This is a genomic window from Streptomyces sp. NPDC037301 (assembly GCF_055602785.1).
In genome coordinates this window covers 32,809-58,087 of record NZ_JBVJWD010000026.1, presented here as the reverse complement: position 1 = coordinate 58,087, position 25,279 = coordinate 32,809, and the positions used below count along the sequence as shown (strand labels likewise).

General features: G+C 69.1%; 24 protein-coding genes and 1 pseudogene. 6 read left to right on the top strand and 19 right to left on the bottom strand.

Annotated features, from left to right (window positions below; all coding sequences use genetic code 11):
• Positions 1–30 precede the first annotated feature (30 nt).
• The 7 genes from ACZ7IB_RS32090 to ACZ7IB_RS32060 form a co-directional block, all read right to left on the bottom strand.
• Positions 31–699 (bottom strand): potassium-transporting ATPase subunit C, encoded by a 669-nt coding sequence (locus ACZ7IB_RS32090; protein ID WP_470917380.1) that lies wholly within the window; start codon positions 697–699, stop codon positions 31–33.
• A gap of 6 nt (positions 700–705) precedes the next feature.
• Complete coding sequence (gene kdpB / locus ACZ7IB_RS32085; RefSeq protein ID WP_470917378.1) at positions 706–2,832, bottom strand: potassium-transporting ATPase subunit KdpB; 2,127 nt, start codon at positions 2,830–2,832, stop codon at positions 706–708.
• Positions 2,829–4,493 (bottom strand): potassium-transporting ATPase subunit KdpA, encoded by a 1,665-nt coding sequence (gene kdpA / locus ACZ7IB_RS32080; protein ID WP_470917376.1) that lies wholly within the window; start codon positions 4,491–4,493, stop codon positions 2,829–2,831. Before kdpA ends, kdpB begins: the two co-directional genes overlap by 4 nt.
• A gap of 7 nt (positions 4,494–4,500) precedes the next feature.
• On the bottom strand, positions 4,501–4,590 hold the full coding sequence (gene kdpF / locus ACZ7IB_RS32075) for a K(+)-transporting ATPase subunit F (protein ID WP_037701211.1): 90 nt from the start codon (positions 4,588–4,590) through the stop codon (positions 4,501–4,503).
• A gap of 347 nt (positions 4,591–4,937) precedes the next feature.
• Positions 4,938–5,711, bottom strand: coding sequence for a DUF3710 domain-containing protein (locus ACZ7IB_RS32070; RefSeq protein WP_093898961.1), 774 nt, complete (start codon positions 5,709–5,711; stop codon positions 4,938–4,940).
• Position 5,712: 1 nt separating this feature from the next.
• A complete protein-coding gene (gene dut / locus ACZ7IB_RS32065) occupies positions 5,713–6,246 on the bottom strand; it encodes a dUTP diphosphatase (protein ID WP_093898960.1) in 534 nt (177 codons plus the stop codon).
• Positions 6,246–6,830, bottom strand: coding sequence for a PaaI family thioesterase (locus tag ACZ7IB_RS32060; RefSeq protein ID WP_266357088.1), 585 nt, complete (start codon positions 6,828–6,830; stop codon positions 6,246–6,248). Before ACZ7IB_RS32060 ends, dut begins: the two co-directional genes overlap by 1 nt.
• A gap of 58 nt (positions 6,831–6,888) precedes the next feature.
• Here ACZ7IB_RS32060 and ACZ7IB_RS32055 point away from each other — a divergent pair, with 58 nt between their 5' ends.
• Positions 6,889–7,344 carry a DUF3093 domain-containing protein gene (locus ACZ7IB_RS32055; protein ID WP_470917374.1) on the top strand — a complete coding sequence of 152 codons (456 nt, stop codon included), beginning with the start codon at positions 6,889–6,891 and terminating at the stop codon, positions 7,342–7,344.
• 75 nt (positions 7,345–7,419) lie between these two features.
• Here the strand turns inward: ACZ7IB_RS32055 and ACZ7IB_RS32050 are convergent, their stop codons facing one another.
• The 4 genes from ACZ7IB_RS32050 to ACZ7IB_RS32035 all read right to left on the bottom strand — a co-directional run bounded on the left by ACZ7IB_RS32050 (position 7,420) and on the right by ACZ7IB_RS32035 (position 10,985).
• Complete coding sequence (locus ACZ7IB_RS32050; RefSeq protein ID WP_470917372.1) at positions 7,420–8,382, bottom strand: hypothetical protein; 963 nt, start codon at positions 8,380–8,382, stop codon at positions 7,420–7,422.
• Positions 8,383–8,394: 12 nt separating this feature from the next.
• A complete protein-coding gene (locus tag ACZ7IB_RS32045; RefSeq protein WP_003965732.1) occupies positions 8,395–8,691 on the bottom strand; it encodes a DUF4193 domain-containing protein in 297 nt (98 codons plus the stop codon).
• A 404-nt stretch (positions 8,692–9,095) separates the two neighbouring features.
• The gene (locus ACZ7IB_RS32040) at positions 9,096–10,325 is read right to left on the bottom strand and encodes a sensor histidine kinase (RefSeq protein WP_470917370.1); all 1,230 of its coding nucleotides are present in this window, start codon (positions 10,323–10,325) and stop codon (positions 9,096–9,098) included.
• A gap of 6 nt (positions 10,326–10,331) precedes the next feature.
• Positions 10,332–10,985 carry a response regulator transcription factor gene (locus ACZ7IB_RS32035; protein ID WP_470917368.1) on the bottom strand — a complete coding sequence of 218 codons (654 nt, stop codon included), beginning with the start codon at positions 10,983–10,985 and terminating at the stop codon, positions 10,332–10,334.
• 372 nt (positions 10,986–11,357) lie between these two features.
• Here ACZ7IB_RS32035 and fliE point away from each other — a divergent pair, with 372 nt between their 5' ends.
• Complete coding sequence (fliE, locus tag ACZ7IB_RS32030; protein WP_176740391.1) at positions 11,358–11,531, top strand: flagellar hook-basal body complex protein FliE; 174 nt, start codon at positions 11,358–11,360, stop codon at positions 11,529–11,531.
• An 81-nt stretch (positions 11,532–11,612) separates the two neighbouring features.
• On the opposite strand, the gene ACZ7IB_RS32025 is transcribed toward fliE, so the two are convergent.
• Positions 11,613–12,431: an inositol monophosphatase family protein gene (locus tag ACZ7IB_RS32025; RefSeq protein WP_470917366.1), complete on the bottom strand. Its 819-nt coding sequence runs from the start codon at positions 12,429–12,431 to the stop codon at positions 11,613–11,615.
• A gap of 37 nt (positions 12,432–12,468) precedes the next feature.
• Entirely contained in the window at positions 12,469–13,596 is a 1,128-nt protein-coding gene (locus ACZ7IB_RS32020; protein WP_470917364.1) for a ferrochelatase, read from the bottom strand.
• Positions 13,597–13,750: 154 nt separating this feature from the next.
• Here ACZ7IB_RS32020 and ACZ7IB_RS32015 point away from each other — a divergent pair, with 154 nt between their 5' ends.
• Both ACZ7IB_RS32015 and ACZ7IB_RS32010 read left to right on the top strand, forming a co-directional pair.
• Positions 13,751–14,998, top strand: coding sequence for an MFS transporter (locus ACZ7IB_RS32015; protein WP_470917362.1), 1,248 nt, complete (start codon positions 13,751–13,753; stop codon positions 14,996–14,998).
• Positions 14,955–16,277, top strand: coding sequence for a D-arabinono-1,4-lactone oxidase (locus ACZ7IB_RS32010; protein ID WP_470917360.1), 1,323 nt, complete (start codon positions 14,955–14,957; stop codon positions 16,275–16,277). The genes ACZ7IB_RS32015 and ACZ7IB_RS32010 overlap by 44 nt, the downstream gene beginning before the upstream one ends.
• 13 nt (positions 16,278–16,290) lie before the next feature.
• Here ACZ7IB_RS32010 and ACZ7IB_RS32005 read toward each other — a convergent pair whose 3' ends face one another.
• Positions 16,291–17,241, bottom strand: a complete 951-nt coding sequence (locus ACZ7IB_RS32005) for a hypothetical protein (protein WP_470917358.1) — start codon at positions 17,239–17,241, stop codon at positions 16,291–16,293.
• 496 nt (positions 17,242–17,737) lie between these two features.
• Between ACZ7IB_RS32005 and sepH the strand changes: the two genes are divergently transcribed.
• Entirely contained in the window at positions 17,738–18,805 is a 1,068-nt protein-coding gene (sepH, locus tag ACZ7IB_RS32000) for a septation protein SepH (RefSeq protein WP_470917357.1), read from the top strand.
• Positions 18,806–18,975: 170 nt separating this feature from the next.
• On the opposite strand, the gene ACZ7IB_RS31995 is transcribed toward sepH, so the two are convergent.
• Complete coding sequence (locus ACZ7IB_RS31995; RefSeq protein ID WP_470917355.1) at positions 18,976–19,803, bottom strand: sulfurtransferase; 828 nt, start codon at positions 19,801–19,803, stop codon at positions 18,976–18,978.
• Positions 19,804–20,036: 233 nt separating this feature from the next.
• Here ACZ7IB_RS31995 and ACZ7IB_RS31990 point away from each other — a divergent pair, with 233 nt between their 5' ends.
• On the top strand, positions 20,037–20,813 hold the full coding sequence (locus ACZ7IB_RS31990) for a VOC family protein (RefSeq protein WP_470917353.1): 777 nt from the start codon (positions 20,037–20,039) through the stop codon (positions 20,811–20,813).
• A 21-nt stretch (positions 20,814–20,834) separates the two neighbouring features.
• On the opposite strand, the gene ACZ7IB_RS31985 is transcribed toward ACZ7IB_RS31990, so the two are convergent.
• The 4 genes and pseudogenes from ACZ7IB_RS31985 to ACZ7IB_RS31970 form a co-directional block, all read right to left on the bottom strand.
• Positions 20,835–21,713 carry a PaaX family transcriptional regulator gene (locus ACZ7IB_RS31985; RefSeq protein ID WP_470917351.1) on the bottom strand — a complete coding sequence of 293 codons (879 nt, stop codon included), beginning with the start codon at positions 21,711–21,713 and terminating at the stop codon, positions 20,835–20,837.
• A gap of 43 nt (positions 21,714–21,756) precedes the next feature.
• Positions 21,757–22,368 (bottom strand): annotated as a pseudogene (locus tag ACZ7IB_RS31980) (thymidine kinase); the annotation flags it as partial.
• Between the two features lie 131 nt (positions 22,369–22,499).
• On the bottom strand, positions 22,500–23,525 hold the full coding sequence (locus tag ACZ7IB_RS31975; protein ID WP_470917350.1) for a LacI family DNA-binding transcriptional regulator: 1,026 nt from the start codon (positions 23,523–23,525) through the stop codon (positions 22,500–22,502).
• Entirely contained in the window at positions 23,522–25,279 is a 1,758-nt protein-coding gene (locus tag ACZ7IB_RS31970) for an alpha-galactosidase (protein WP_470917348.1), read from the bottom strand. Before ACZ7IB_RS31970 ends, ACZ7IB_RS31975 begins: the two co-directional genes overlap by 4 nt.

The following is a 25,279-nucleotide window of genomic DNA, read 5'->3' as shown; positions in this document are numbered from 1 at the left end:
GGCCGGCCACCACGGCCGGCCTCAGTGCCCTCAAGCCCCGTTCACCAACTGCTTGAGTGCGATGTTGAGCTGGAGGACGTTGACCCTCGGTTCCCCCACGAAGCCGAGGATCCGGCCGTCGGTGTGCTGCTCGACGAGCTTTTCGACCTGGGCCACGTCGAGGTGGTTGCGCTCGGCGACACGGCGTACCTGGAGCTGTGCGTATGCCGGGGAGATGGCGGGGTCGAGGCCGGAGCCCGAGGAGGTGACGGCGTCGGCCGGCACGTCTGCGGGGTTGACGGGGTGGCCTGGGACGGAGTTGTCCTTGACGACGGCGGCCTTGGCGGCGGTGACCCAGTCGATGAGTTCCTTGTTGTCGCCGGAGCGGTTGGTCGCGCCGGAGAGGATCAGTTTGTACTGGGTGTTGGCACTGTTGGTGCCGAGTCCGTTGGAGGGGCGCGGCTGGAACCACTTGAGGTCCGGGGCCGCGGTTTCCTGTCCCTTCTTCAGCGGCAGGTCGTAGCGCTGGCCGATGAGTTCGGAGCCGACGACCTTGCCGTTGGAGGTTATCTCGGAGCCGTTGGCCTTGTCGGGGAAGATGCCCTGGGCGACAGCGGTGACGGCGAGCGGGTAGATGACGCCGCACACGACGGTGAGGACGAGCAGGGCGCGCAGTGCGGCCCAGAGCAGCCGGGCGGTGTTTCCTACGGAGTTGTTCATGGCAGGTCAGCCGATTCCGGGGATGAGGGAGATGATCAGGTCGATGATCTTGATGCCGATGAACGGGGCGATGAGGCCGCCCAGTCCGTAGATCCCGAGGTTGCGGCGGAGCATCGAGTCGGCGCTGCTGGGCCGGTAGCGCACGCCCTTCAGGGCGAGCGGCACGAGCGCGATGATGATCAGCGCGTTGAACACGACCGCGGACAGGATCGCGGACTGGGGCGAGGACAGCTGCATGATGTTGAGCTTGTCCAGGCTGGGGTAGGCCACCGCGAACATTGCCGGGATGATCGCGAAGTACTTCGCGACGTCGTTGGCGATCGAGAAGGTGGTCAGGGCTCCACGGGTGATCAGGAGCTGCTTGCCGATCTCGACGATCTCGATCAGCTTGGTGGGGTTGGAGTCCAGGTCCACCATGTTCCCGGCCTCCTTCGCGGCCGAGGTACCGGTGTTCATGGCCACGCCGACGTCCGCCTGGGCCAGCGCCGGTGCGTCGTTGGTGCCGTCACCGGTCATCGCGACGAGCTTGCCGCCGGCCTGTTCCCGCTTGATGAGGGCCATCTTGTCCTCGGGGGTGGCCTCGGCGAGGAAGTCGTCGACGCCTGCCTCCTCGGCGATCGCCTTCGCGGTGAGCGGGTTGTCCCCGGTGATCATGACCGTCTTGATGCCCATGCGGCGCAGCTCGTCGAACCGCTCCCGCATGCCTTCCTTGACGACGTCCTTGAGGTGGATGACACCCAGGACCCGGGCGCCGTGCTCGTCCTCCAGGGCGACCAGCAGCGGTGTGCCGCCGGCCTGGGAGATCTGGTCGGTGAGCGCCTGCGCGTCCTGCGAGACGCTCCCGCCGCGCTCCTTCACCCAGGCGACGACCGAACCGGTCGCGCCCTTGCGGACCTTGCGTCCGTCGACATCCACACCCGACATGCGGGTCTGGGCGGTGAACGCGACCCACTCGGCGTGCCGCAGTTCGCCCTGGTGTCGTTCGCGCAGCCCGTACTTCTCCTTGGCGAGCACGACGATGGAACGCCCCTCGGGGGTCTCGTCGGCGAGTGAGGAAAGCTGGGCGGCGTCCGCCACTTCGGCCTCGGTCGTGCCCTTGACCGGGAGGAATTCGGCGGCCTGCCGGTTGCCGAGCGTGATGGTGCCGGTCTTGTCGAGCAACAGGGTCGAGACATCCCCCGCGGCCTCGACGGCACGCCCCGACATGGCAAGGACGTTGCGCTGCACCAGCCGGTCCATACCGGCGATGCCGATCGCCGAGAGCAGCGCACCGATGGTCGTCGGGATCAGGCAGACCAGCAGGGCGGTCAGCACGATCATCGACTGCTTCTCGCCCGCGTAGATCGCGAAGGGCTGCAGAGTGACGACGGCGAGCAGGAAGACGATGGTGAGGGACGCCAGGAGGATGTTCAGGGCGATCTCGTTGGGTGTCTTCTGCCGGGCGGCACCCTCGACCAGGGCGATCATCCGGTCGATGAACGTCTCACCCGGCTTCGTGGTGATCTTGATGACGACCCGGTCGGAGAGCACCTTCGTACCCCCGGTGACGGCCGAGCGGTCACCGCCCGACTCCCGGATGACCGGCGCCGACTCGCCCGTGATCGCGGACTCGTCCACACTCGCGACACCCTCGACGACATCCCCGTCACCGGGAATGATGTCACCGGCCTCGCAGACCACCAGGTCACCGATGCGCAGCTCGGTCCCCGGCACCCGCTCCTCGTTCCTGCCGGTCAACCGCCGGGCGACGGTGTCGGTCTTGGCCTTGCGCAGCGTGTCGGCCTGCGCCTTGCCGCGCCCCTCGGCGACCGCCTCCGCCAGGTTGGCGAAGATCGTCGTGAGCCACAGCCAGACCGCGATCGCCCAGCCGAACCAGTCGCCCGGATCCAGTACCGCGAGCACGGTGGTGAGCACCGAGCCGATCAGCACCACGAACATCACAGGTGACTTGACCATCACCCGGGGGTCCAGCTTGCGTACCGCGTCCGGGAAGGACTTGAGCAGCTGCTTGGGGTCGAACAGGCCCCCGCCGACGCGTCCTTCGCTCTGGTGGCCCGTGGGCGCGTCCTGGTGCGGTGCCCGGGTGGGCGTGACAGTGGACATCGAGTCCTCTTGCTTCAGACGAGTGGTCATGACGCCAGCCCTTCGGCCAGCGGCCCCAGCGCGAGCGCCGGGAAGTAGGTCAGCCCGGTGATGATCAGGATCGTGCCGGCCAGCAGCCCGCTGAACAGCGGCTTGTGCGTGCCCAGGGTTCCCACGGTCGCCGGTACGGGCTTCTGCTCGGCGAGCGAGCCGGCCAGCGCGAGGACGAACACCATCGGCAGGAACCGGCCCAGCAGCATCGCCAGCCCGATCGTCGTGTTGAACCACTGCGTGTCCGCGTTCAGCCCGGCGAACGCCGAACCGTTGTTGTTCGCACCCGAGGTGTAGGCGTACAGGATCTCGGAGAAGCCGTGCGCGCCGGTATTCGTCATCGAGTGGGGCGGGGTGGGCAGGGCCATCGCCGCGGCGGTGAAGCACAGCACCAGCGTCGGCGTGATCAGGATGTAGCAGGCCGCGAACTTGATCTCCCGGGTACCGATCTTCTTCCCCAGATACTCCGGGGTGCGGCCGACCATGAGACCGGCGATGAACACCGCGATGATCGCCATGATCAGCATGCCGTACAGGCCCGACCCCGTACCACCAGGAGCGATCTCGCCGAGCTGCATGCCCAGCATCGTGATCCCGCCGCCGAAACCGGTGAACGAGGAATGGAACGAGTTCACCGCACCCGTCGACGTCAGCGTCGTGGCCACCGCGAAGATCGAAGAGCCGCCGATCCCGAACCGGGTCTCCTTGCCCTCCATCGCCCCGCCCGCGATATCGAAAGCGGGCCCGTGATGGGCGAATTCGGTCCACATCATCAGCGCGGTGAACCCGAGCCAGATGACGCCCATCGTCGCCAGGATCGCGTAGCCCTGCTTCAGCGAACCGACCATCCGGCCGAACGTGCGGGTCAGCGCGAACGGAATCACCAGGATCAGGAAGATCTCAAGGAGGTTGGAGAGCCCGTTGGGATTCTCGAACGGGTGGGACGCATTGGCATTGAAGTAGCCGCCGCCATTGGTGCCCAGCTCCTTGATGGCCTCCTGCGAGGCGACCGCGCCACCGTTCCACTCCTGCGAGCCGCCCATGAACTGCCCGACCTCATGGATTCCGGAGAAGTTCTGGATCGCACCACAGGCCACGAGCACCAGCGCACCGACCACCGAGATCGGCAGCAGGATCCGTACGGTGCCGCGCACCAGGTCGGACCAGAAATTGCCCAGCTCACCCGTGCGGGAACGGGCGAAGCCGCGTACCAGCGCCACCGCGACCGCGATACCGACGGCGGCCGAGACGAAGTTCTGCACCGCCAGGCCACCGGTCTGGACGACATGGCCCATGGCCTGCTCGCCGTAGTACGACTGCCAGTTGGTGTTCGCGACGAACGACGCCGCCGTGTTGAACGCCTGATCGGGATCGATCGAGACGAAGCCCAGCGAGCCGGGCAGAGCGCCCTGGAGCCGCTGCAGCAGATAGAGGAAGAGGACACTCACCGCGGAGAACGCGAGCACCCCACGCAGATACGCGGGCCAGCGCATCTCCGTGTTCGGATTGGCGCCGATGGCCTTGTATATCCACTTCTCCACCCGGAGGTGTTTCTTCGAGGAGTAGACGCCGGCCATGTAGTCACCGAGCGGACGGTACGCCAGACCCAGCGCCACAACGAGCGCGAGCAGCTGGAGCACACCAGCGAGGACGGGGCTCATATCGGGCTCAGAACCTCTCCGGGTACAGAAGGGCGAGGACGAGATAGCCCAACAGGGCAACGGCCACGATCAGACCGACAATGTTCTCGGCAGTCACAGCTTCGCCACCCCCCTGGCGATGAGAGCCACCAACGCGAACACCGCGATCGTGGTGACGACGAAGGCCACATCGGCCATCGTGTGCTCCTAGATGAGGTACGGATTCTCGGACCTCATGAGCAAACCTTGCGTCACAGCCGTCCTGGCCTGCGTTGATGGCTTCCTTACGGGGAAGGGCGAGCCCTTGACGGTGCACATACGTGCCCTATACGCGCTCCATACGCGCCCCTGTCGTGCGCCCCGGGGCCCGCCCTGGGCACGCAGAAAGGCCGGTGGGCCGTACCCCCCGGAGAGGGGGTACGGCCCACCGGCCTTCAGCTGTGCCGGGCGGCTGCCCGTATCAGCTCAGCGCACCTCGGTGATCTCGGGGCCGCGCTGGAGCTGGCCCATGCCACCGGAGAACTTCGAGCCCTCCTGGTTCTCCTGCTGGACGCCCTCGGGCACCATCTGGGCGTCGTCGGGGAGCTTGAGGACGATCGGGTCGCGCGGCGCCATCGGGCCCTCGCCACGGACGACCACGGTGTCCCGGAAGATCGTCTCCAGCAGCCCTGCGGCCTCCGGCTGCACGGCACCCTGGCCGGAGATCACTCCGCGCAGGAACCAGCGCGGCCCGTCGACGCCGACGAAGCGCACCAGCTGCACGCCGTTCGTCCCGTCCGGGAGCTGTACGGGGACCTGGGCACGCAGCTCCCAGCCCAGCGGGCCCTCGACCTCGTCGATGATCCCGCCCTGCTGGGTGATACCGGAGGCGATCTCCTCGCGGACCTCACCCCAGATGCCCTCCTTCTTGGGGGCGGCGAAGGCCTGCAGCTGGATGGCGCTGTCGCGCAGCACCACGGTCGCGGCGACGATCGCGTCACCGGCCACCTCGACGCGCAGCTCCATGCCCTCGACGCCGGGCACGAAGATGCCGCCCAGGTCGACCCGGCCCTCGCCGGGCTGGGAGACCTCGGTGATGTCCCACGGTCCGTCCGGCCGCGGCGCCGGCGGGAGATTCACCCGACGTGAGCCGCTGTCGGCTCCATCGGCGTCATCGAGCTCGTCGACGACCTGCTCGGCCTCGCGCGCTTCGTCCGCCACGTCCTCGGCGGAACCACTCTTCTTGCGACGTCCGAACACGTCACTGTCCTTCCCGGTCGGGTACGACCGAAGCGTAGCTGTTCCCGCCCTGGGTAATCCCGCCCCTGACGCCATCAACATCACCGGAAGCATGCCCTCCGGTGGATCCGAAGCCTCCCTCGCCGCGGGCCGAGCCGGGTAGCTCCGCCACCTCGTGGAAGCGCACCTTCTCGACCTGCTGGACGACCAGTTGGGCAATCCGGTCGAACCGCTCGAACCGCACGGGCTCGCGCGGGTCGAGATTGATGACGATTACCTTGATCTCTCCACGGTACCCGGCATCAACCGTCCCCGGGGCATTCACAAGAGCGACTCCGCAGCGCGCGGCGAGGCCGGACCGCGGGTGCACGAACGCGGCATATCCGTCGGGCAGCGCGATCGACACCCCGGTGGGCAGCACAGCCCGCTCGCCCGGGGCGAGTTCGGCGGCCTCGGTGGTCACCAGATCGACCCCGGCGTCGCCCGGGTGTCCGTAGGCCGGAATCGGCACGTCCGGGTCGACACGGCGGATAAGTACGTCTACGGGGTGACGCATCAGGGATTCACCTCGAACGCACGGACGCGCTTGGTCTGGTCCGGGTCGGCCATCGCTGCCTGGATCTCGGCCGGGCGGCCGTTCTCGATGAAGTGGTCGACCTTGACCTCGATGAAGAGGGCCTCGGCGCGGACCGCCACCGGTCCGTCCGGGCCGCCGATCCGACCGGTCGCCCGGGAGTAGATCTTCCGGCCGTGCACCGCGGTGACCTCGGCGTCCAGGTGCAGCACGGTGTCCACGGGCACCGGGCGCACGAAGTCGGTCTCCAGCCGCCCGGTCACCGCGATCACCCGCAGCAGCCAGTTCAGCGAGCCGAGCGTCTCGTCCAGCGCGGTGGCCAGGACGCCACCGTGGGCCAGGCCCGGGGCACCCTGGTGGGCGGCCTTCACTGTGAACTCGGCGGTGATTCTGACACCCTCGCCGGCCCGCGCCTGGAGGTGCAGCCCGTGCGGCTGTCCTTCGCCGCACCCGAAACAGTGATCGTAGTGCGCGCCGAGGAGTTCGCCGGGGGCCGGGGCTTCGGGGTGCCGGACCGGTTTCACCGCGTCGGCCGGGGGCTTCAGAGCCACAGATGTTCCACTCACAGGCGCAGACCTTACCCGCGCGGCCACCCGCAGGTCGCGCCGTGCCAAGCTTGGGTTCATGCAGCCTTCCACCCCGCCTTTCGACGAACGACTGACCGCGCCCCGTTCGTGGTGGCTCATCGCCTTCCTGGTCGGCATCGCCTGTGCCCTGATGCTGCTGCCGCTCGGAACCCTGCCCCTGCTGGCGGGCCTGGTGGGCGGAACGGCCCTGTCGGCGGTCGCGGTGAGCTCGTACGGTTCGGCCAGGATCCGTGTGGTCGCGGGCGCCCTGGTGGCCGGCGACGCCCGGATTCCGGTGACGGCGCTCGGCAAGGCCGAGGTGCTGGAGGCGGAGGAGGCGCGCGCGTGGCGCTCGTACAAGGCGGACACCCGCGCATTCATGCTGCTGCGCAGCTACATCCCGACGGCGGTCCGGGTGGAGGTCACCGACCCGCAGGACCCGACTCCGTACGTCTATCTGTCGACCCGCGAGCCGCAGGCCCTGGTCGCGGCGCTCAGCGCGGTGCGGGCCTAGCTTCGGGGGAACTCCTCGCGGGCCCTCCAGGCGGCCTCTCTCAGCCCCACAGGCCCTGTCGGGCGCCTGGTTGCCCTAGCTCTCCAGCTCGCCCGGGAGATCCTTGCGCAGGGCCTCCTGCCGCTCCAGCGCAGGCAGCTCCGAAAGCCGGTCCCAGGGGATCCGGCGCTTACGCAGGTCCTTCCTGACCCGTTCGGCAAGTTTTCTGGTGTCGCGCCGGTTCATCATCGCGCCGACGGCGGCGCCGACCATGAACGGGAAGAGGTTCGGCAGATCGCGCACCATGCGCTTCGTGATCTGCTGGCGCAGCTCACGCCTCATCTGGCCGCCCAGCGCCGCATTGACCGTCGCGGGGTGGGTGACATCGATACCGCGCTCCTCCGTCCAGGACGTGAGGTAGGCGGTGGAACGCTGGGTGAGCCCGCCCGGCGGGCGCAGCCCGTAGACCTCGTGCAGCTCGGCGACGAGCTTCATCTCGATCGCTGCCACACCGGTGATCTCCGTCGCCAGTTCGGCGAGCATGGCGGGCGGTACGGGCATCATGGCCGCCGCGCCGATACCGGCGCCGACGGTTGCTGTGGCCTTGCTCGCGCCTGCGATGAGCTTGTCGGCGAGCTCCTCGGGCCCGAGGCCCGGGAACTGCTTGCGCAGGGTCGCGAGATCGCGCACAGGGATGCGGGGAGCGGTCTCGATGATCAGGTCGGCGATATGACCGATCGCCGCCTTGGCGCTCTCCCCACCCTTGCGTACTCCCCGTTTCACTGAACTCAGACGGCCTGCCCCGGTCACGGACTCCGTCCTGTCGACCTGTCCGGCCCCATCGGCCGTGTCGACTCCCTCAACTCCTTCGACTGCCGTGACTGCTTCGAGCGAGGCCGACCGGCCCCGCTCGTCGTCCCACCCACCCGGGGAGGGTGGCAGGGCGGACCGCTCAGCAGGCGCTGCTACGCCTTCTGCCGGGCCTGTGCCGCCCTGATTCGCCTCCGACGACCTCTTGCGCCGCAAGCGTCGCTTCCGGAACGGTGTGTCGCCTGCCACGGTCGGTTCGACCTAGTCGCAGTCGCGGCAGATCGGCTGGCCGTTCTTCTCGCGCGCCAGCTGGCTCCTGTGGTGCACGAGGAAGCAGCTCATGCACGTGAACTCGTCGGCTTGCTTGGGCAGGACCCTTACGGCCAGCTCTTCGTTGGACAGGTCTGCTCCGGGCAGCTCCAGTCCCTCGGCCGCGTCGAACTCGTCGACGTCGACGGCGGACGCCGTCTTGTCGCTCCGGCGAGCCTTGAGCTCTTCAAGGCTGTCCTGGTCGACGTCGTCATCGGTCTTGCGTGGGGTGTCGTAATCCGTTGCCATGTCGCTCTCCCCCTCTGGGTGTCTGCGGTGTCTCAGCGCACGTAACGCGTGAGAGGCCGGACTTGTGCCCGACCTGAGGCGGAGATTTTGCCTCACATCAAGGTCTGTTACTCAATCGACACCCAAAAGGACCGCTCGGGAGTGGTCGCCTTGGGTGGCGATGGGGACCGTACACGGTCCCGGTCTCGCGCTTCACGGGCGCCACCCCGTGTACTTCCCGTGATATCGAACCTCGAAAACCCCGACTTTTGCGGGTTTTCCGGTGCCAGCCCTGATCACGGAGCGTTGACATCCAGAAATTCGCTCCTGTGATCGATCACACACGGCAACTTCGGGCGCAGGTCCTGAAAATTCCGCTCAAAGCGAACAAAATAATTCGTGCACGTATCGCCCCGCCCAGCATCTCAGACCGGCAGTGAGACGCGCATCACAAGACCACCGCCCTCGCGGGGCTCCGCGACGATACGGCCGCCGTGAGCGCGCGCCACAGAGCGCGCGATCGACAGGCCGAGCCCCACCCCCTTGTCGCTGCCTGTTCGCTCCGTACGCAGCCGTCTGAAGGGCTCGAAGAGGTTGTCGATCTCATACGCAGGCACCACTGGGCCCGTGTTCGAGACCACCAGCAAGGCCTGGCCGGACTGGAGCTCGGTGGTGACCTCCACCCAGCCCTGCTCCGGAACGTTGTAGCGCACAGCGTTCTGTACGAGGTTCAGCGCGATCCGCTCCAGCAGGACGCCGTTGCCCTGGACGACGGCCGGGGCCCGCTCGCCACGGATCTCCACGCCCCGCTCCTCGGCCTCGCCGCGCGTCTGGTCGATCGCGCGCGAGGCCACCTCGGCGAGGTCGACCGGTTTACGCTCGATGATCTGGTTGTCGCTGCGAGCGAGCAGCAGCAGGCCCTCGACGAGCTGTTCACTGCGCTCATTGGTGGCCAGCAGGGTTTTACCGAGCTGCTTCAGCTCCAGCGGGGCCTGGGGGTCGGAGAGATGGACCTCGAGCAGCGTGCGGTTGATCGCGAGCGGGGTGCGCAGTTCGTGCGACGCGTTCCCGACGAACCGCTGCTGGGCGGTGAAGGCCCGCTCCAGGCGATCGAGCATCTCGTCGAAGGTGTCGGCGAGCTCCTTCAGCTCGTCGTCCGGGCCGTCCAGCTCGATCCGGCGGGACAGATCCGTTCCGGCCACCCGGCGTGCGGTGCGGGTGATCCGGCCCAGCGGGGAGAGCACCCGGCCCGCCATGGCGTAGCCGAAGGCGAAGGCGATGACGCTGAGGCCGACCAGGGCCAGCAGCGACCGGTTGAGGAGGGTGTCCAGCGCCTGCTGGCGCTGGTGGTTGACGCAGGTGTTCATGGCCGCGTTGACGGCGTCGGGTGTGGTCAAGCCGCTGAAGTTGCACACGTCACTGGCGATGCCGCCGTTCACGATCTTGAACGGCAGCTCGCTGCCCACCTGGAGGGCCTGGGCGGCCAGCATGTAGATGATCGCCAGCAGCAGGATGCCGGCGATCAGGAACATGCCGCCGTACAGCAGGGTGAGCCGTATCCGGATGGTCGGGCGCAGCCAGTACGGCGGCTCCTGCTGTTTGGGCTCCCAGGTGGGCTTCGGGGGCGCCGTCGGGGGCGCCGGGACGGTGGGCATCGGCCGTCAGATCCGGTAGCCGGAGCCGGGCACGGTGATGATCACCGGCGGTTCGCCGAGTTTGCGGCGCAGTGTCATGACGGTCACCCGGACGACATTGGTGAACGGGTCGGTGTTCTCGTCCCAGGCCTTCTCCAGCAGCTGCTCGGCCGAGACGACCGCGCCCTCGCTGCGCATCAGGACCTCCAGCACGGCAAATTCCTTCGGCGCGAGCTGGATCTCCGCCTCGCCCCGGAAGACCTCGCGGCGGTTGGGGTCGAGCTTGATTCCGGCGCGCTCCAGGATGGGCGGCAGAGCCACCGTCGTACGCCGGCCCAGCGCCCGTACCCGCGCGGTGAGCTCGCTGAAGGCGAACGGCTTGGGCAGATAGTCGTCGGCGCCCAGCTCCAGCCCCTCCACCCGGTCGCTGACGTCCCCGGACGCGGTGAGCATGAGTACCCGGGTGGGCATGCCCAGTTCGACGATCCGCCGACAGACGTCGTCGCCGTGCACCAGGGGGAGGTCCCGGTCCAGCACCACGACGTCGTAGTCGTTGACCTCGATGCGCTCCAGGGCCGCCGCACCGTCGTACACGACATCGACGGCCATGGCCTCACGGCGCAATCCGGTGGCCACCGCATCGGCGAGCAGCTGCTCGTCCTCCACGACGAGTACGCGCACGGCGCTGTCCTTCCTTAGAAACTTCAGTAGGTGACTTCAGAACGTCCCGATGTGACCACGGTCCGTGATCCGGACCGCTCATCGGCACTGGTCTGTGCGGCTCCATCCTGCCCGCAACGCGTATAAACCGGCGGTAAGGCGGCGCTGGCCGACCTGGGCTCCGGGGAATTCACCGGATTTCCGGGCCAGTTGAGGTTTCTCTGAGCTTTGGGCTGGGGAGGACGAATTCACACCCGCGATCACGCCTTGAATGTGGCGTGCCACAGGCCACTCCGTCCCCGGAGAGCGCGTGATCACCCGCCCTACCGCCTCCGTGCGGAGGGAAACCCGGGCACACCCCCGTGCCACCGACCCACGATGAGGGGGCGCATTATGGACGCTTTCACCGCAGGTCTGCTGCAACGAATCAAGACCACCGAGTCCGACCTCACGAAGGCTCGGGAGACGGGCGACGACTTCCTCGCGGATGTCGAGCAGGGCGAGCTGGACGACCTGCACCGCCTCGCCGCCGAGCACGGCGTTGAAATCGGCGCCACCAGCGTCTGAGTCACGTGAGAAGGGCCCCTGATGCCGCAACCGGCTCAGGGGTCCTTCTCACGTGCCGGAAGGACCCGGTCGACCTCGGTTCTAGTCGTGCCAGGCTCCGAACTCCTCTAGGAGGCCCTGCAGCGGCTCGAAGACACCCGGCGTCGCGGCGACCGTCAGATCACCGTCGGCGGGCAGCCCGGGACGGCCGCCGGTGCGGGCGCCCGCCTCGCGGGCGATGAGGTCGCCGGCCGCCAGGTCCCACGGGTGGAGCCCGCGCTCGTAGTAGCCGTCGAGGCGGCCGGACGCCACATCGCAGAGGTCCACGGCGGCGGAGCCGCTGCGCCGGATGTCACGCAGCCGCGGGATCAGCTTCCGGGCCACGTCCGCCTGGTGCGTACGGACGTGGCTGACGTAGTTGAAGCCGGTCGAGACGAGCGCCTGGTCGAGCGGCGGCGCGGGCCGGCAGCGCAGCGCGGTGCCTTCGCCGTACGCACCGCCCTTTGCGTATGCACCGCCGCCGAGCACCGCCTGGTACGTCTCACGGCGCATCGGGGCCTCCACCACGCCCACGACCCGCTCGCCGTCCCGTTCAGCGGCGATGGAGACGGCCCAGGTCGGCAGTCCGTACAGGTAGTTCACGGTGCCGTCGAGCGGGTCGATGACCCAGCGGATACCGCTGCTGCCCTCCGCGTTCGCTCCTTCCTCGCCGAGGAAGCCGTCCTGGGGACGGCGCTCGGTGAGGAAGCCGGTGATCAGCTTCTCGGCGGCGATGTCCATCTCGGTGACGACGTCGATCGGGCTGGACTTGGTCGCGGCCACCCCCAGATCGGCCGGGCGGCCGTCGCGCAGCAGCTCACCGGCACGGCGGGCGGCCTCCAGGGCGAGGTCGAGCAGTTCGGACAGATTCGGGTCGGTCACGGCGCTCCAGGGGTCTCTAGGCGTATGTCAGGGGCTCTTACGCGTACGGGCTGTCGGCGCCCGCAGCGGCCGGCTTGAGGGCCCGGGCGGGGCAGCAGCCGACCGGGCAGAGGTCATGGCTCGGGCCGAGCGCGCCGAGCGAACACCGCTGCGCGACGCGTCCCTGCTCGGTGGCGGCGCGCTCCAGCACCAGTTCGCGCACGGCCGCCGCGAAGCGCGGGTCGGCTCCCACGGTCGCCGACCTGCGCACCGGAAGTCCGAGTTCGGCGGCCTTCGCGGTGGCCTCCGTGTCGAGGTCGTACAGCACTTCCATGTGGTCCGAGACGAAACCGATGGGGGCCATCACCACGGCGGGGACGCCTTCGCCGTGCAACGTCTCCAGGTGGTCGCAGATGTCGGGCTCCAGCCACGGGATGTGCGGGGCGCCGCTGCGCGACTGGTAGACGAGCTGCCAGGGGTACTCGACGCCGGTCTCGTCGCGCACCGCGTCGACGATCAGGCGGGCGACGTCGAGGTGTTCGGCGACATAGGCGCCGCCGTCGCCGTGCTCCTCCACGGGGCCCGAGGTGTCGGCGGCGGAGACGGGGATGGAGTGCGTGGTGAAGGCGAGGTGTGCCCCCGTCCGTACGTCCTCGGGGAGGTCGGCCAGGGAGGCGAGGACGCCGTCCACCATGGGCCGTACGAACCCGGGATGGTTGAAGTAGTGCCGGAGCTTGTCGGCCCGGGGCACCCGCAGCCCCTCGGCCTCCAGGGCGGCCAGCGACTCGGCGAGGTTCTCGCGGTACTGCCGGCAGCCGGAGTAGGAGGCGTATGCGCTGGTGGCGAGGACTGCGATGCGGCGGTGTCCGTCCGCGGTCATCTCACGCAGGATGTCCGTGAGGTACGGCGCCCAGTTGCGGTTGCCCCAGTACACCGGCAGATCGAGTCCGTGCTCCGCGAAATCCTTGCGCAGGGCCTCCAGCAGGGCCCTGTTCTGGGCATTGATCGGGCTGACGCCGCCGAACAGGAAGTAGTGCTTGCCGACTTCCTTCAGCCGCTCCTCGGGGATGCCACGGCCACGGGTCACGTTCGCCAGGAACGGGACCACGTCGTCCGGGCCTTCGGGGCCGCCGAAGGAGAGCAGCAGCAGGGCGTCATAGGGAGCGGGATCGCGCAGATCGGACATGGCATCGATCCTGCCACTCGCCTCGGACGGCGCTCCCACCGACATCGGTTCCCGGGCCCACCCCGGTGTCGGACGGACCACTCGAACCGTAAGCTGTATCGGCTACGTTCACGCATTACGAGCGCGTGTGATCACGCTGTTCCGGAGCCCTCCTTTGCCCAGTCCCTATCGCGCGATTTTCGCCGCCCCCGGCACCAAGGGGTTCTCGGCGGCCGGATTCCTCGGCCGGATGCCGCTGTCCATGATGGGCATCGGTGTGGTCACCATGGTTTCCCAGCTCACCGGCCGTTACGGGCTCGCGGGCGCACTCTCCGCGACGCTGGCGATGTCGGCGGCGGTGATCGGGCCGCTGATCTCCCGGCTCGTCGACCGGCACGGGCAGCGCCGCGTCCTGCGTCCCGCCACCCTGGTCGCGCTGGCGGCAGTGGCCGGTCTCCTGATCTGCGCGCAGCAGCGGCTGGCGGACTGGACGCTCTTCGTCTTCGCGGCGGGCGCCGGCTGTGTCCCCAGCGTGGGTTCGATGATCCGGGCCCGCTGGGCGGAGATCTACCGCGGTTCACCGCGGCAGCTGCACACCGCGTACTCGTGGGAGTCGATCGTCGACGAGGTGTGCTTCATCTTCGGGCCGATCATCTCGATCGGTCTGTCCACCGCCTGGTTCCCCGAGGCGGGGCCGCTTCTCGCCGCAGGGTTCCTGCTGGTCGGTGTCTTCTGGCTGACCGCCCAGCGTGCCACCGAGCCGGTGCCGCATCCGCGCGAGCAGCACACCGGCGGTTCCGCGCTGCGCTCGCGAGGCCTCCAGGTGCTCGTGGTCACGTTCGTGGCGACCGGTGCGATCTTCGGGGCGGTCGACGTGGTGACGGTGGCCTTCGCCGAGGAGCAGGGTCACAAGGCCGCGGCGAGCCTCGTGCTGGCCGTGTACGCGCTGGGGTCCTGCCTGGCCGGAGCGGTCTTCGGTCTGCTGCACCTCAAGGGGAAGCCGTCCACCCGGTGGCTGGTGGGTGTGTGTGCGATGGCCGTGAGTATGATCCCCCTCCAACTGGCCGGGAACCTCCCGTTTCTGGCCGTGGCGCTCTTTGTCGCGGGCCTCGCCATCGCACCGACGATGGTCACCACCATGGCCCTCGTCGAGCAACACGTACCGCGCACCGAACTGACCGAGGGCATGACCTGGACCAGCACCGGGCTCGCCGTCGGTGTGGCGCTCGGCTCCTCGGCCGCCGGCTGGGTGGTCGACGCGTCCGGAGCCGAGGCGGGGTACGCGGTGCCCGCCGTGGCGGGAGCGCTCGCGGCCGCGGTGGCGTTCCTGGGGTATCGCCGGCTCAGCGGGCCGGTTCCTACGGAAGGGCGCTGGGAAGATGACCGACACCGACGCACGGACGACGACGAGCGCGTGGCGTAACTGGGCGGGGAACATCAGCGCCCGTCCGGTACGGGCCGTGTCCCCCGCCTCCGTGGCGGAGCTCGCCGAGGTGCTGCGCCGCGCGTCCGAGGACGGTCTGAGGGTGAAGCCGGTCGGCACCGGGCACTCCTTCACCGCGACGGCGGCCACCGACGGTGTGCTGATCCGTCCGGATCTGCTCACCGGCATCCGGGAGATCGACCGCAAGGCGATGACGGTGACCGTCGAGGCAGGCACCCCCCTGAAGCGGCTGAACACCGCCCTGGCGCGGGAGGGCCTGTCGCTCACCAACATGGGCGACATCATGGAGCAGACGGTCGCCGGCGCCACCTCGACCGGCACCCATGGCACCGGCCGCGACTCGGCGTCCATATCCGCGCAGATCCGTGCCCTCGAACTGGTCACGGCCGACGGCACGGTGCTGACCTGTTCGGAGAAGGAGAACGCCGACATCTTCGCCGTCGCCCGGATCGGGCTCGGCGCCCTGGGTGTCGTCACGGCGATCACCTTCGCCGTGGAGCCGGTCTTCCTGCTGACGGCCCGTGAGGAACCGATGAGCTTCGACCGGGTCACGGACGACTTCGACGGGCTGGTCGCCGAGAACGAACACTTCGAGTTCTACTGGTTCCCGCACACCGGCAACTGCAACACCAAGCGCAACAACCGCAGCGCGGGCCCCGCCGCCCCGCCCGGAAAGGTCAGCGGCTGGATCGAGGACGAGCTCCTCTCCAACGGGATCTTCCAGATGGCCTGTTCGCTCGGCCGCGCGGTCCCCGCCGCCATTCCGTCGATCGCCAAGCTCTCCAGCCGCGCCCTGTCGGCCCGTACGTACACCGACATCCCCTACAAGGTCTTCACCAGCCCGCGCCGGGTCCGCTTCGTGGAGATGGAGTACGCGCTGCCGCGCGAGGCCGTCGTGGAGGCGCTGCGCGAGGTCAAGGCGATGGTCGAGCGTTCACCCCTGCGGATCAGCTTCCCGGTGGAGGTCCGTACCGCCCCCGCGGACGACATCGCGCTCTCCACGGCCTCGGGCCGTCAGAGCGCGTACATCGCCGTCCATCTGTACAAGGGCACGCCCTACCAGGCGTACTTCACTGCCGTCGAGCGGATCATGACCGCCCACACCGGCCGCCCGCACTGGGGCAAGGTCAACACCCGCGACGCCGAGTACCTCGCCGGGGTGTACCCGCGGTTCGGCGAGTTCACCGCCGTACGCGACCGGCTGGACCCGGACCGCCTCTTCGGCAACGACTATCTGCGCCGGGTGCTGGGCGACTGAGCGTCGCGGCCGTTCACTGCGCGGTATCCGTGCCGGTGGTGGCGCGGTCGCCCTGCGCCGGGGCGTCGCCCGCACCCGCCGGATCCGGGCCGACCGTGCTGCCGCCGGGCGCTGCTGGGGAGGGCGTGGTCGGCGGGGGCGGATTCGTCTGGCCGCCGGTGTTGTCGGACGGCGTGGGGCTGGGCGTCGGATCGGCCGAGGAGCCGTCGCCCTGCCCGGAGTCCGGGTTCCGGCTCTGTCCGCCCTGCGAATCCGTACCGGGCGTCGCGCCGCTCTCCTGGCCCGGGGTCTGCCCCCGGCCGGGGTCGGTGCTGGTCGCCGGTGCCGGGTCGTTCGACCCGGAGCTCCGCTCCCCGCCGCGTACGACGGAGCCGACAGTCGTTCCTTTGCCACCGCTCAGGTCGTTGCCGGAGACCAGTTCGAACGTGGTGATGCCGGCCATGGTCACGGCGAAGACCACGACCGCCCCGAGCGCCGAGCGCTTCCAGCCGCGGATGCGGGTGCCGTGGGTGGTGGCTTCGGAGAACTCCTCGTCCGGGTCCGGGTGCCCCGTGGTGAGCAACTGGGTCCCGTCGAGCGGCCTCAGCAGCTGCGTACGGTCCGGATCGCCTGCCACGTTACGCAGTACGGTCGTGGCGTCCGTATCGCGCTGCACGGTCGTGGCGCCGCGCGCACCACCCGTCTCACGCGTATGTACGGTCACCTCGCGGCCCGGGTGCTTCACCTGGACCGTGACCTCGCGGATCTGCTCCCCCGTGCGGCGGAAGAAGTGCTGGAAGACCGAACCGCCGCACGTGGCGACGACGCTCATCACTCCGGCACCGAGGATCGTCCCGTACACGCCCAGTTGGGAGGCCGCCACCGCTGCCGCGACTGCTGCCACGGCGCTGCCCGCCACCTGTGGCAGGCTCAGATCTATGCGCCTTTCCTTGGGTTCTATGTCGCTTTCTGGCTTCTGTACCATTTCCAGCCCTTGATTGACATCTCTCCCACCATGCAACAGGAAGGGACATTTGAGCGAAGTGAATAGTTCCGCTTCGAGAGATTCTGTGAAGCAGGACACGCAGGAGGCCTCCCCGCACCCGGCCGGGTAGCTCAAATCCCGCACCTCACGAGAACTTCGGCGGCGCGGCGGTCCACCCGCATGGCCCGAATGGAGTACTGTGGCGAGCCCTGGGGCCGGACCCCCACGCGGGTGTCCGGGATCTTCGGGAGGGGGCCGAAGGAGGCACTCGATCCGGCGGCGCCACGGCATCGCACGGAGACTGGCTACACAGGGCGACTATCCGTCACTTTGTGTTGAACAATAGGTCACCGTGTCATATCGGCGATCAAGGGCTCACGCCCGACACGCCGGGCAACACGGCAATGTTGTGGCAGGCTGCACCCGGGCAGGCCACACTCGACTAGCGGAAGCAGCGACGCACGTGACGTCGGCAGGCACCACCCGGGAGGTCCCCATGCCCGAACTGCGTGTCGTGGCCGTCTCCAACGACGGCACACGACTGGTGCTCAAGGCTGCGGACAGCACGGAGTACACGCTTCCGATCGACGAACGGCTGCGAGCCGCCGTGCGCAACGACCGCGCGCGGCTCGGCCAGATCGAGATCGAGGTGGAGAGCCACCTCCGCCCCCGCGACATCCAGGCCCGGATACGAGCCGGTGCCTCCGCGGAGGAGGTAGCTCAGTTCGCCGGGATTCCGGTCGACCGTGTCCGCCGCTTCGAGGGCCCCGTGCTCGCGGAGCGTGCCTTCATGGCCGAGCGGGCCCGGAAGACTCCTGTGCGCCGTCCCGGCGAGAACACCGGCCCCCAGCTCGGCGAGGCGGTGCAGGAGCGGCTGCTGCTGCGCGGCGCCGACAAGGAGACCGTCCAGTGGGACTCCTGGCGCCGTGACGACGGCACCTGGGAAGTCCTGCTGGTCTACCGGGTCGCGGGCGAGCCGCACTCGGCGAGCTGGACGTACGACCCGCCGCGCCGGCTGGTCCAGGCCGTGGACGACGAGGCGCGTTCACTGATCGGCGAGACCGACGACGTCGCCGCGCCCGAGCCGAGCTTCCCGTTCGTGCCGCGGATCGCCCGGCTCCCCCGCGACCGGCCGCTGGACCGTGCCCTGGACCGCCAGATGGAGCGCCCCACCGCGCCGGCACCCGCGCCCGAGCCGGAGGAACACATCGGCGGCATCTCGGCCGGCGAGCGCGATTCGCTGACCAGCCTGCTGGAGGCGGTGCCGAGCTTCCGCGGCGACATGGTGGTGCCGGAGCGGCCCGCACCGCCCGAGCCTCCGGCCATCGAGCCCGCCGTGCAGGAGCCGGAGGCCGATGAGCCGCCGGCCGCGGCAGCCTCCGCGGGCGCCGGTTCCGCCTACGCGGATGTGCTCATGCCGCGAGCGGTGGCCGGCCACCGCGACCGGCTGACCGGGACGACTGACCGCCAGGCCGAGGCGGACGGCGTCCGACCGGGCCGCCGGGCCGCCGTACCGAGCTGGGACGAGATCGTCTTCGGTACACGCCGGAAGAAGCAGGACTGAGGCGGGGTGACCGCAGCATGACGAGGGCCCGTACGCCGCTGCGTACGGGCCCTCGTGCGGCATGCGAGCCTCGTGTCGCACGCGTCCCTCGTACCGCGTACGCCGCTCGTGCCGTGCGCGTACGGAACCTGTTGAGGCGGTTCCTTGCCCTCGGGCCGGTGCGCGCTCCGTTACTGGGGTTCGGGGCCCTTTGCGACCGGGCGGGACTCGTCACCGGACCACTCGGACCAGGAGCCCGCGTACAGCGCCGCAGGGATCCCGGCAACGGCCAGGGCCAGCACCTCATGGGCGGCGGAGACGCCGGAGCCGCAGTAGACGCCCACCTCCGGCGCCCGGCCGGCACCGAGCTTCTCGAAGCGGGCCGCCAGCGATCCGGCGGGCAGGAATCGGCCGTCGTCCCGCGCATTCTCGGAGGTCGGGGCCGAGACGGCACCCGGGATGTGGCCGCCCACCCGGTCGATCGGCTCCACATCGCCCCGGTAGCGTTCGGCGGCTCGCGCGTCGAGCAGGAGACCCGAGCGGGCCAGCGCCGCCGCCCCGTCCGCGTCCAGCAGCGGCAGTGCGCCGGGTGCGGGCAGGAAATCACCCTCGGCCGGGGTCGGGATCTCCACCCGGAGCTCCCCCTCCCAGGCCGCGAGACCGCCATCCAGGACCCGCACGTCCTCGTGCCCCGTCCAGCGCAGCAGCCACCAGGCGCGCGCCGCCGCCCAGCCCTGGCCGCCGTCGTACACGACCACGGGAGTGTCCCGGGAGACACCGGCTCGGCGCATCACCGCGCCGAATTCCTCCGGATCGGGCAGCGGGTGACGGCCGCCGCTGCCTGCCGGACCGGCAAGTTCCGCATCAAGATCGACGAATACCGCACCGGGGATGTGCCCGGCCTCGTAGCCAGGACGGCCGTGCGGGCCGCCCAGCTGCCAACGTACGTCCAGGAGCACCGGCGGACGTGGCCCCGCCGACTCGCTCGCGCATTCGGATGCGGTGATGATGGGCTTCATGGGTGCCATCCTCGCGCAGGAGCCGCCCCACCCGTAACACCTTCGAAACGGACGTATCGCATCAAACCGGTCTCTCTCTGTCGAGATCCCGGAAAGTGCGGCGCGGCCGGGGCACATCGTGCGCCGGGTGGTGCAAGCATCTGCACGGGGCGTACACATCCTGTACCGCACGGCGGCACACCGGCCCCGTTCCCCCCGTACGGCCACCACGATGGTCCGAGGAGAGAGTGACGATGACCGAGGCTGCCGCCCGGCGCACGCCCGGAACACCATGCTGGGTGAGTCTGATTGTGCACGGCCTGAGCACGACCCAGGACTTCTACGCCGATCTGTTCGGCTGGGAGTTCGTGCCCGGCCCGGACCAGCTGGGTCCGTACGTCCGCGCGCTGATCAACGGGAAAGTGGTCGCGGGCATCGGACAGCTGCCGTCCGACCGCCATCTGCCGGTCGCCTGGACGACCTATCTGGCCACCGACGACGCCGATGTCACGGCGGAGATGATCCGCTCCTGCGGCGGCACGGTCGCCGTCGGACCGCTCGACGCGGGCGAGGCGGGTCGGCTCGCCATCGCCTCCGACCCCAGCGGCGCGGTCTTCGGGATCTGGCAGGCCGCCGCGCACGTCGGTACGGCGCTCGCGGGAGCCCACGGCACACCGGTCTGGAACGAGCTGGTGACCAGCGAGACCTCGACGGTCTGCAAGTTCTACCAGACGGTTTTCGGCTACGAGGCGGAGGCGGTCGTCTCGGCCGACTTCGACTACCAGACCCTGCATCTGAACGGCCGTCCGGTGGCCTCGCTGCACGGCGTGGGCCACGCCCTGCCGCGCGACCGGGGCCCGCACTGGATGACGTACTTCGAGGTCACCGACACCGACGCGGCCGCGCACCGCGTGGTGGAGCTCGGCGGATACATCCTGCAGCCGGTCCGGGAGGGGTCGAGCGGCCGGGTGGCGACCGTGGCTGATCCGGAGGGTGCGGTGTTCACAATCGTACGGACGGCCGCTCGCTGAGCCGCCGGCTGCGAGGGCGGGTCAGTCGGCCCGGACCCGTTCGACATGCCGATGGGCGGGGCCGACCAGCCGGGCGTGCAACTCGTCGAAGAGCTCGGACGCCTCGGTTCCGCTCCACTCGGCCGGTAGCAGTTCACGCGCGACACCGGGGTCGAGGTAGACGAGCCGGCGCCAGTCGGTGAGGACCCTGATGTACGTCGTGAACGCCTCGCGGTCCGTCACCGGACTTCCGCTCGCGATCCGCTGGGCCACCGGACGGTGCACCGCGAGGAATTCGACGTACAGCTGCTGCAGCCGGACGGTGTCCCACCAGGAGCGCACCTTCGCCGCAAGGTCCCCGCTCCCGTCCGTGCCCCTGCCCACCGACAGATAGTCGGCCCGGAAGAGGTCGGCGTAAGAGCGCAGCCCGTGCCGGGCCAGCATGTCCTCCGCCTCGTCGTGCACGTGTCCCGGTGCGATCCACACCCCGGCGGACACGGAACCGAAACCGAGCCGGGTGAGCTGGGTGCGCAGGGTATGCCGTTTGGCGCGTTCGGACTCGGGCACCGAGAAGACGACCAGCACCCAGCCCTCATCCACGGTGGCCCGCCGGGCCGCGAAAATCCGCGGATCGCCGTCGCGCAGAATCCGCTCGGTCTCGGGTGAGATCCGGTATCCGGCAGCTCCGGAGACCGACTCGGCTTCGAGCAGTCCGGCGCGCTTCAGCCGGGAGACCGAGGACCGTACGGTCGGCCCCTCGACGCCGAGGTCGGCGAGCAGCTGGATCAGCGAGGCCACGGACATCCAGCCTTCGGTGTCGCGCGCGTACAGCCCGTAGACCGTCACGATCAGCTGCCTCGGCTGCACCTTGCCCAACGGGCCCGATTCGGAATCGGCCTCTTTTCCGCTCACCGTGTTCACAGCGTCATCCTAAGCATCCGCACCCGACACCCGAGGGGACGGTTCAGGCAGAGGTGACGGGCAGCACGTCGGGCGAGAGCGCGGCCGCGCGGGCGCTCGCACTGGTCGTCCTGCGCTGGTGGTGACGTCGGCACAGCACCTCGTAACCGACCTCGCCCGCCTGCTGGTTGACGTCTCCCACGACCACCTGGGCACCTTCGACGACCATCTCGCCGCCCACCGTGCGGGCATTGTGCGTAGCACGCGCCCCGCACCAGCACATCGCCTCCACCTGCAACGTCTCAACGGGGTCCGCCAGCTCGATCAGCCGCCGCGAGCCAGGGAAGAGCTTCGTGCGGAAGTCGGTGGTGATCCCGAAGGAAAGGACATCCAGGCCCAAGTCATCCACGACTCGCGCCAATTGATCGATCTGCACCGGCTCCAGGAACTGCGCCTCGTCCACGATCGAGTAGTCGACCTTGCCTCCCTGCGACACCCGGTCGACGACATAGGCATACAGATTCACGCCCGACACCGCCTCGACCGCGTCGGTCACCAGCCCGAGCCGTGAAGAGAGCTTCCCCTCCCCCACACGGTCGTCCCGAGCGAAGTTCAGACCCTGCAGCCCCCTCGCCGACCGGTTGTGCGCAATCTGTAGCGCCAGAGTCCTTTTACCTGACTATCCGCCACATGGGCAGGGTCGCCCCCATGACACTGCGCGTCCTGGGTTCACTCCGCCTCTCCGTCGGCACAGACGACTCCACGGCGTTGGCCTGGTACATGGATGCTTCTCGTGAGCGGCAGAAGTTACTTGTGCGGCGCGGGCCCCGTTGTGGAGCGGATCACCAGTTCGGGGTCGAAGAAGAGTTCTCCCGTCGGTACTTCGCGGTTGCTGACGAGCGACAGGACGCTGCGGCCGACTTCGAGGGCGAGCCGGTCGGCCGGCTGCCTCACGGTGGTCAGGGGCGGATCGACAAACTCCGTGATCATGGAGCCGTCGTAGCCCACGACGGAGACATCACCAGGGACCGAGAATCCCTGTCGGCGGATGCCGCGGATCGCGCCGAGGGCCATGTAGTCGCTGGCTGCGACGATGGCGGTGGCACCGAGCTGTAGCAGGGTATGCGCGGCGGCCTGACCGCCTTCGACGGTGTAGGACTGCCTTATCACCCAGCGTTCGGCGTCCTGGCTGCCCCGTTTGGCCATGGCGTCGAGGAAGCCCTGCACACGCCGGTCGGCCGGGTGGTTGCCGGCTGGCCCGGATGCCATGCCGATGGCGCGGTGACCGAGACGGTAGAGATGGTCCACGGCCAGTTCGGCTGCCAACGCGTCGTCGGTGGAGAAGACGGGCGCGGGAACGTTGTCGGCGAACCCCCCGTTGACACCGATGTACGGGATGCGTCGGGAGCGGAGCATCTCGTACGTTTCGGTGTCGGCACCCTCCACGGTGTTGGACGAGGACAGGAACACTACGGCCGCGATGCCCTTGTCGATGATCGAGGCGATGAACTCCCGTTCCTGGACCCCTCCGGGAAACGCCGGGCACAACACGGCCTTGAGTCCGTGTGGTGCCAGTGCCGCCTCGATGCGTTCGGCGACGTCGGCGAAGAAGGGGTTGGAGACGTGCTCGGTGATCACCGTGACCAGTTGACCCTCCACGGGCCTTTCGTAGCCGAGTTCTGCCATGGCCTTTTCGACGGCGTCCCTGGTCTTCGTCGCCACTCCTTGACGCCGGTTGATGACCCGACTGACGGTGGCTTCGCTCACACCCGCCCGGGCAGCGATCTCAACGATGCCGACCTTCATTCGTCCCCTTTTCGCTGGCAGGGTCATGCGGTTTTCCTGATCAAGGCCAGCCCCATGTTCGGCACTGGCAGATTGTGCAGGCCGGGGGTGAGCGTGATCCGGGTCTGCTCGATGATACGGCCGGAGGGATCACGGATCTCGGCCTCCACCTGCGCTCCCTCGTCCTGGACCTCCAGCACCAGTCGGTTCTCGGCAGTCGCGTTGATCAGGACCGTCTCGCGATGGACCGCAGGCTGCACTGGTACGGTCCGGTCGCTGAACACGGACACCACGTTCACCCCGTCTGCTCCGGCCTGCACCAGGGTGTAGAGGTCGTCAGGGCGGCCGGGCTCGACCGTTCCGTCGAGCAGTTGGGGGCGCAGGCGGCGCCACTGGGCCAGCCAGAAGCGGACCGCTTCGGCGTGGTCCTCGGGGAGTGCGTCGAGGCGCACGGAGACCTGCGGAACGGAGTGAAGTGCCCCGATGAGCTGCCGTGCGGCGGTCGCCGCGGGGGCCGTGGTGTCCCACAGCAAGGGGTCGGAGTGGACGACACCGCCAACGGCCAGCAGCGCGGTGTCGATCGTGCGGACGCGGTTAGCCGTGGAGTCGGCCGGGCAGTCGAAGGATCTGAGCATGTTGCCGAACGCGGCCATGCCCGGACCGACGTAGGGTTGACGCAGTTCCAGTAGCAGATCGGACCGCTCGGCGAGCAACGCGGTGCGCAGTTCGGTGAGCAGGAGTGTGAGTGCCTGCCCGACGTCGCCCCTGCCGTCGCCTGCGTAGGCCATGGCTTCGTCGAGGAAGTCGACCTTGAGTCCGTCGAGACCGTAGTCGCGCACCAGACGCACGCACAGGCGAACGACGTGGGATCGGACTTCGGGGCTGCGGGGGTCGAGGACGTGAGCACCGGGAACCTTGGCGAGGGCCGGGGCGTAGGAAGCCCACTGCTCGTAGCAGTCGGTCCGGGGGCCCAGGAGCAGAGGCGCGACCCAGACCATGTAGCGCAGTCCGAGTTGGCGTACGCGGGCGACGTGAGTGGCGAAGCCGGGGAATTTGTCGGGGTCGGGGAGCCAGTCCCCCACACCGGCGTATCCGCGGCCGCTGCCGAAGCGCTGCCAGCCGTCGTCCAGGATGAGCGTGCCGAAGCCCATGTCCGCGGCGAGTGCGGCCTGCTGCTCGACGGCTGGCGCATCGACCTGCTGGTTGAAGGCGTACCAGGTGCAGTACAGAGGCAGTCGGGCCGCTTCGGGAACCGGCATGGCAGCCGGGGTCTGCTTTTCGTACCAGCCGCGCAGCAGGCGCATGGCCCAGGCAACTGACGGGCTGCGTGGTGCGAAGAGGATGCGGTGCGGTGCGGTGGAAGGCGGCAGTTCGAGGTGGACGACGTGGGTGTCGTTCTCCTCGGACACTCCGAAGCGCAGGGCGACCTCGGGGACGGGGTCGGCTGCGGCGAAAGCGAGCAGTGTGGCGCCCGAGTAGTCGTAGAGGCAGCCGGCGGCGAGGCCGTCGATGAGGCTGACCCTGGACCTGCCTTCCCAGTCGGCGACCAGGGTCCGGCTCCAGCCTGCCTTCGGGTGCCAGTAGCCGGCCGTATCGCCAAGCGGGGCGGCGAGCCGGATCTCCACCGGTGAGCCGGGGGCTTCGACATGCAGCATTCTCAGGCCGCCGGGCACTTCGGACAGTGTCCAGGCGGGGTCGGCGCCCGGGGCCAGGACAGCGATCTCCACGGTGTCGAGCAGTGGCTCGAAGGTGGCGGGTGCCAGTTCCGCAGTGGTGACGGCCTCGGTGGACAGGATGCTCAC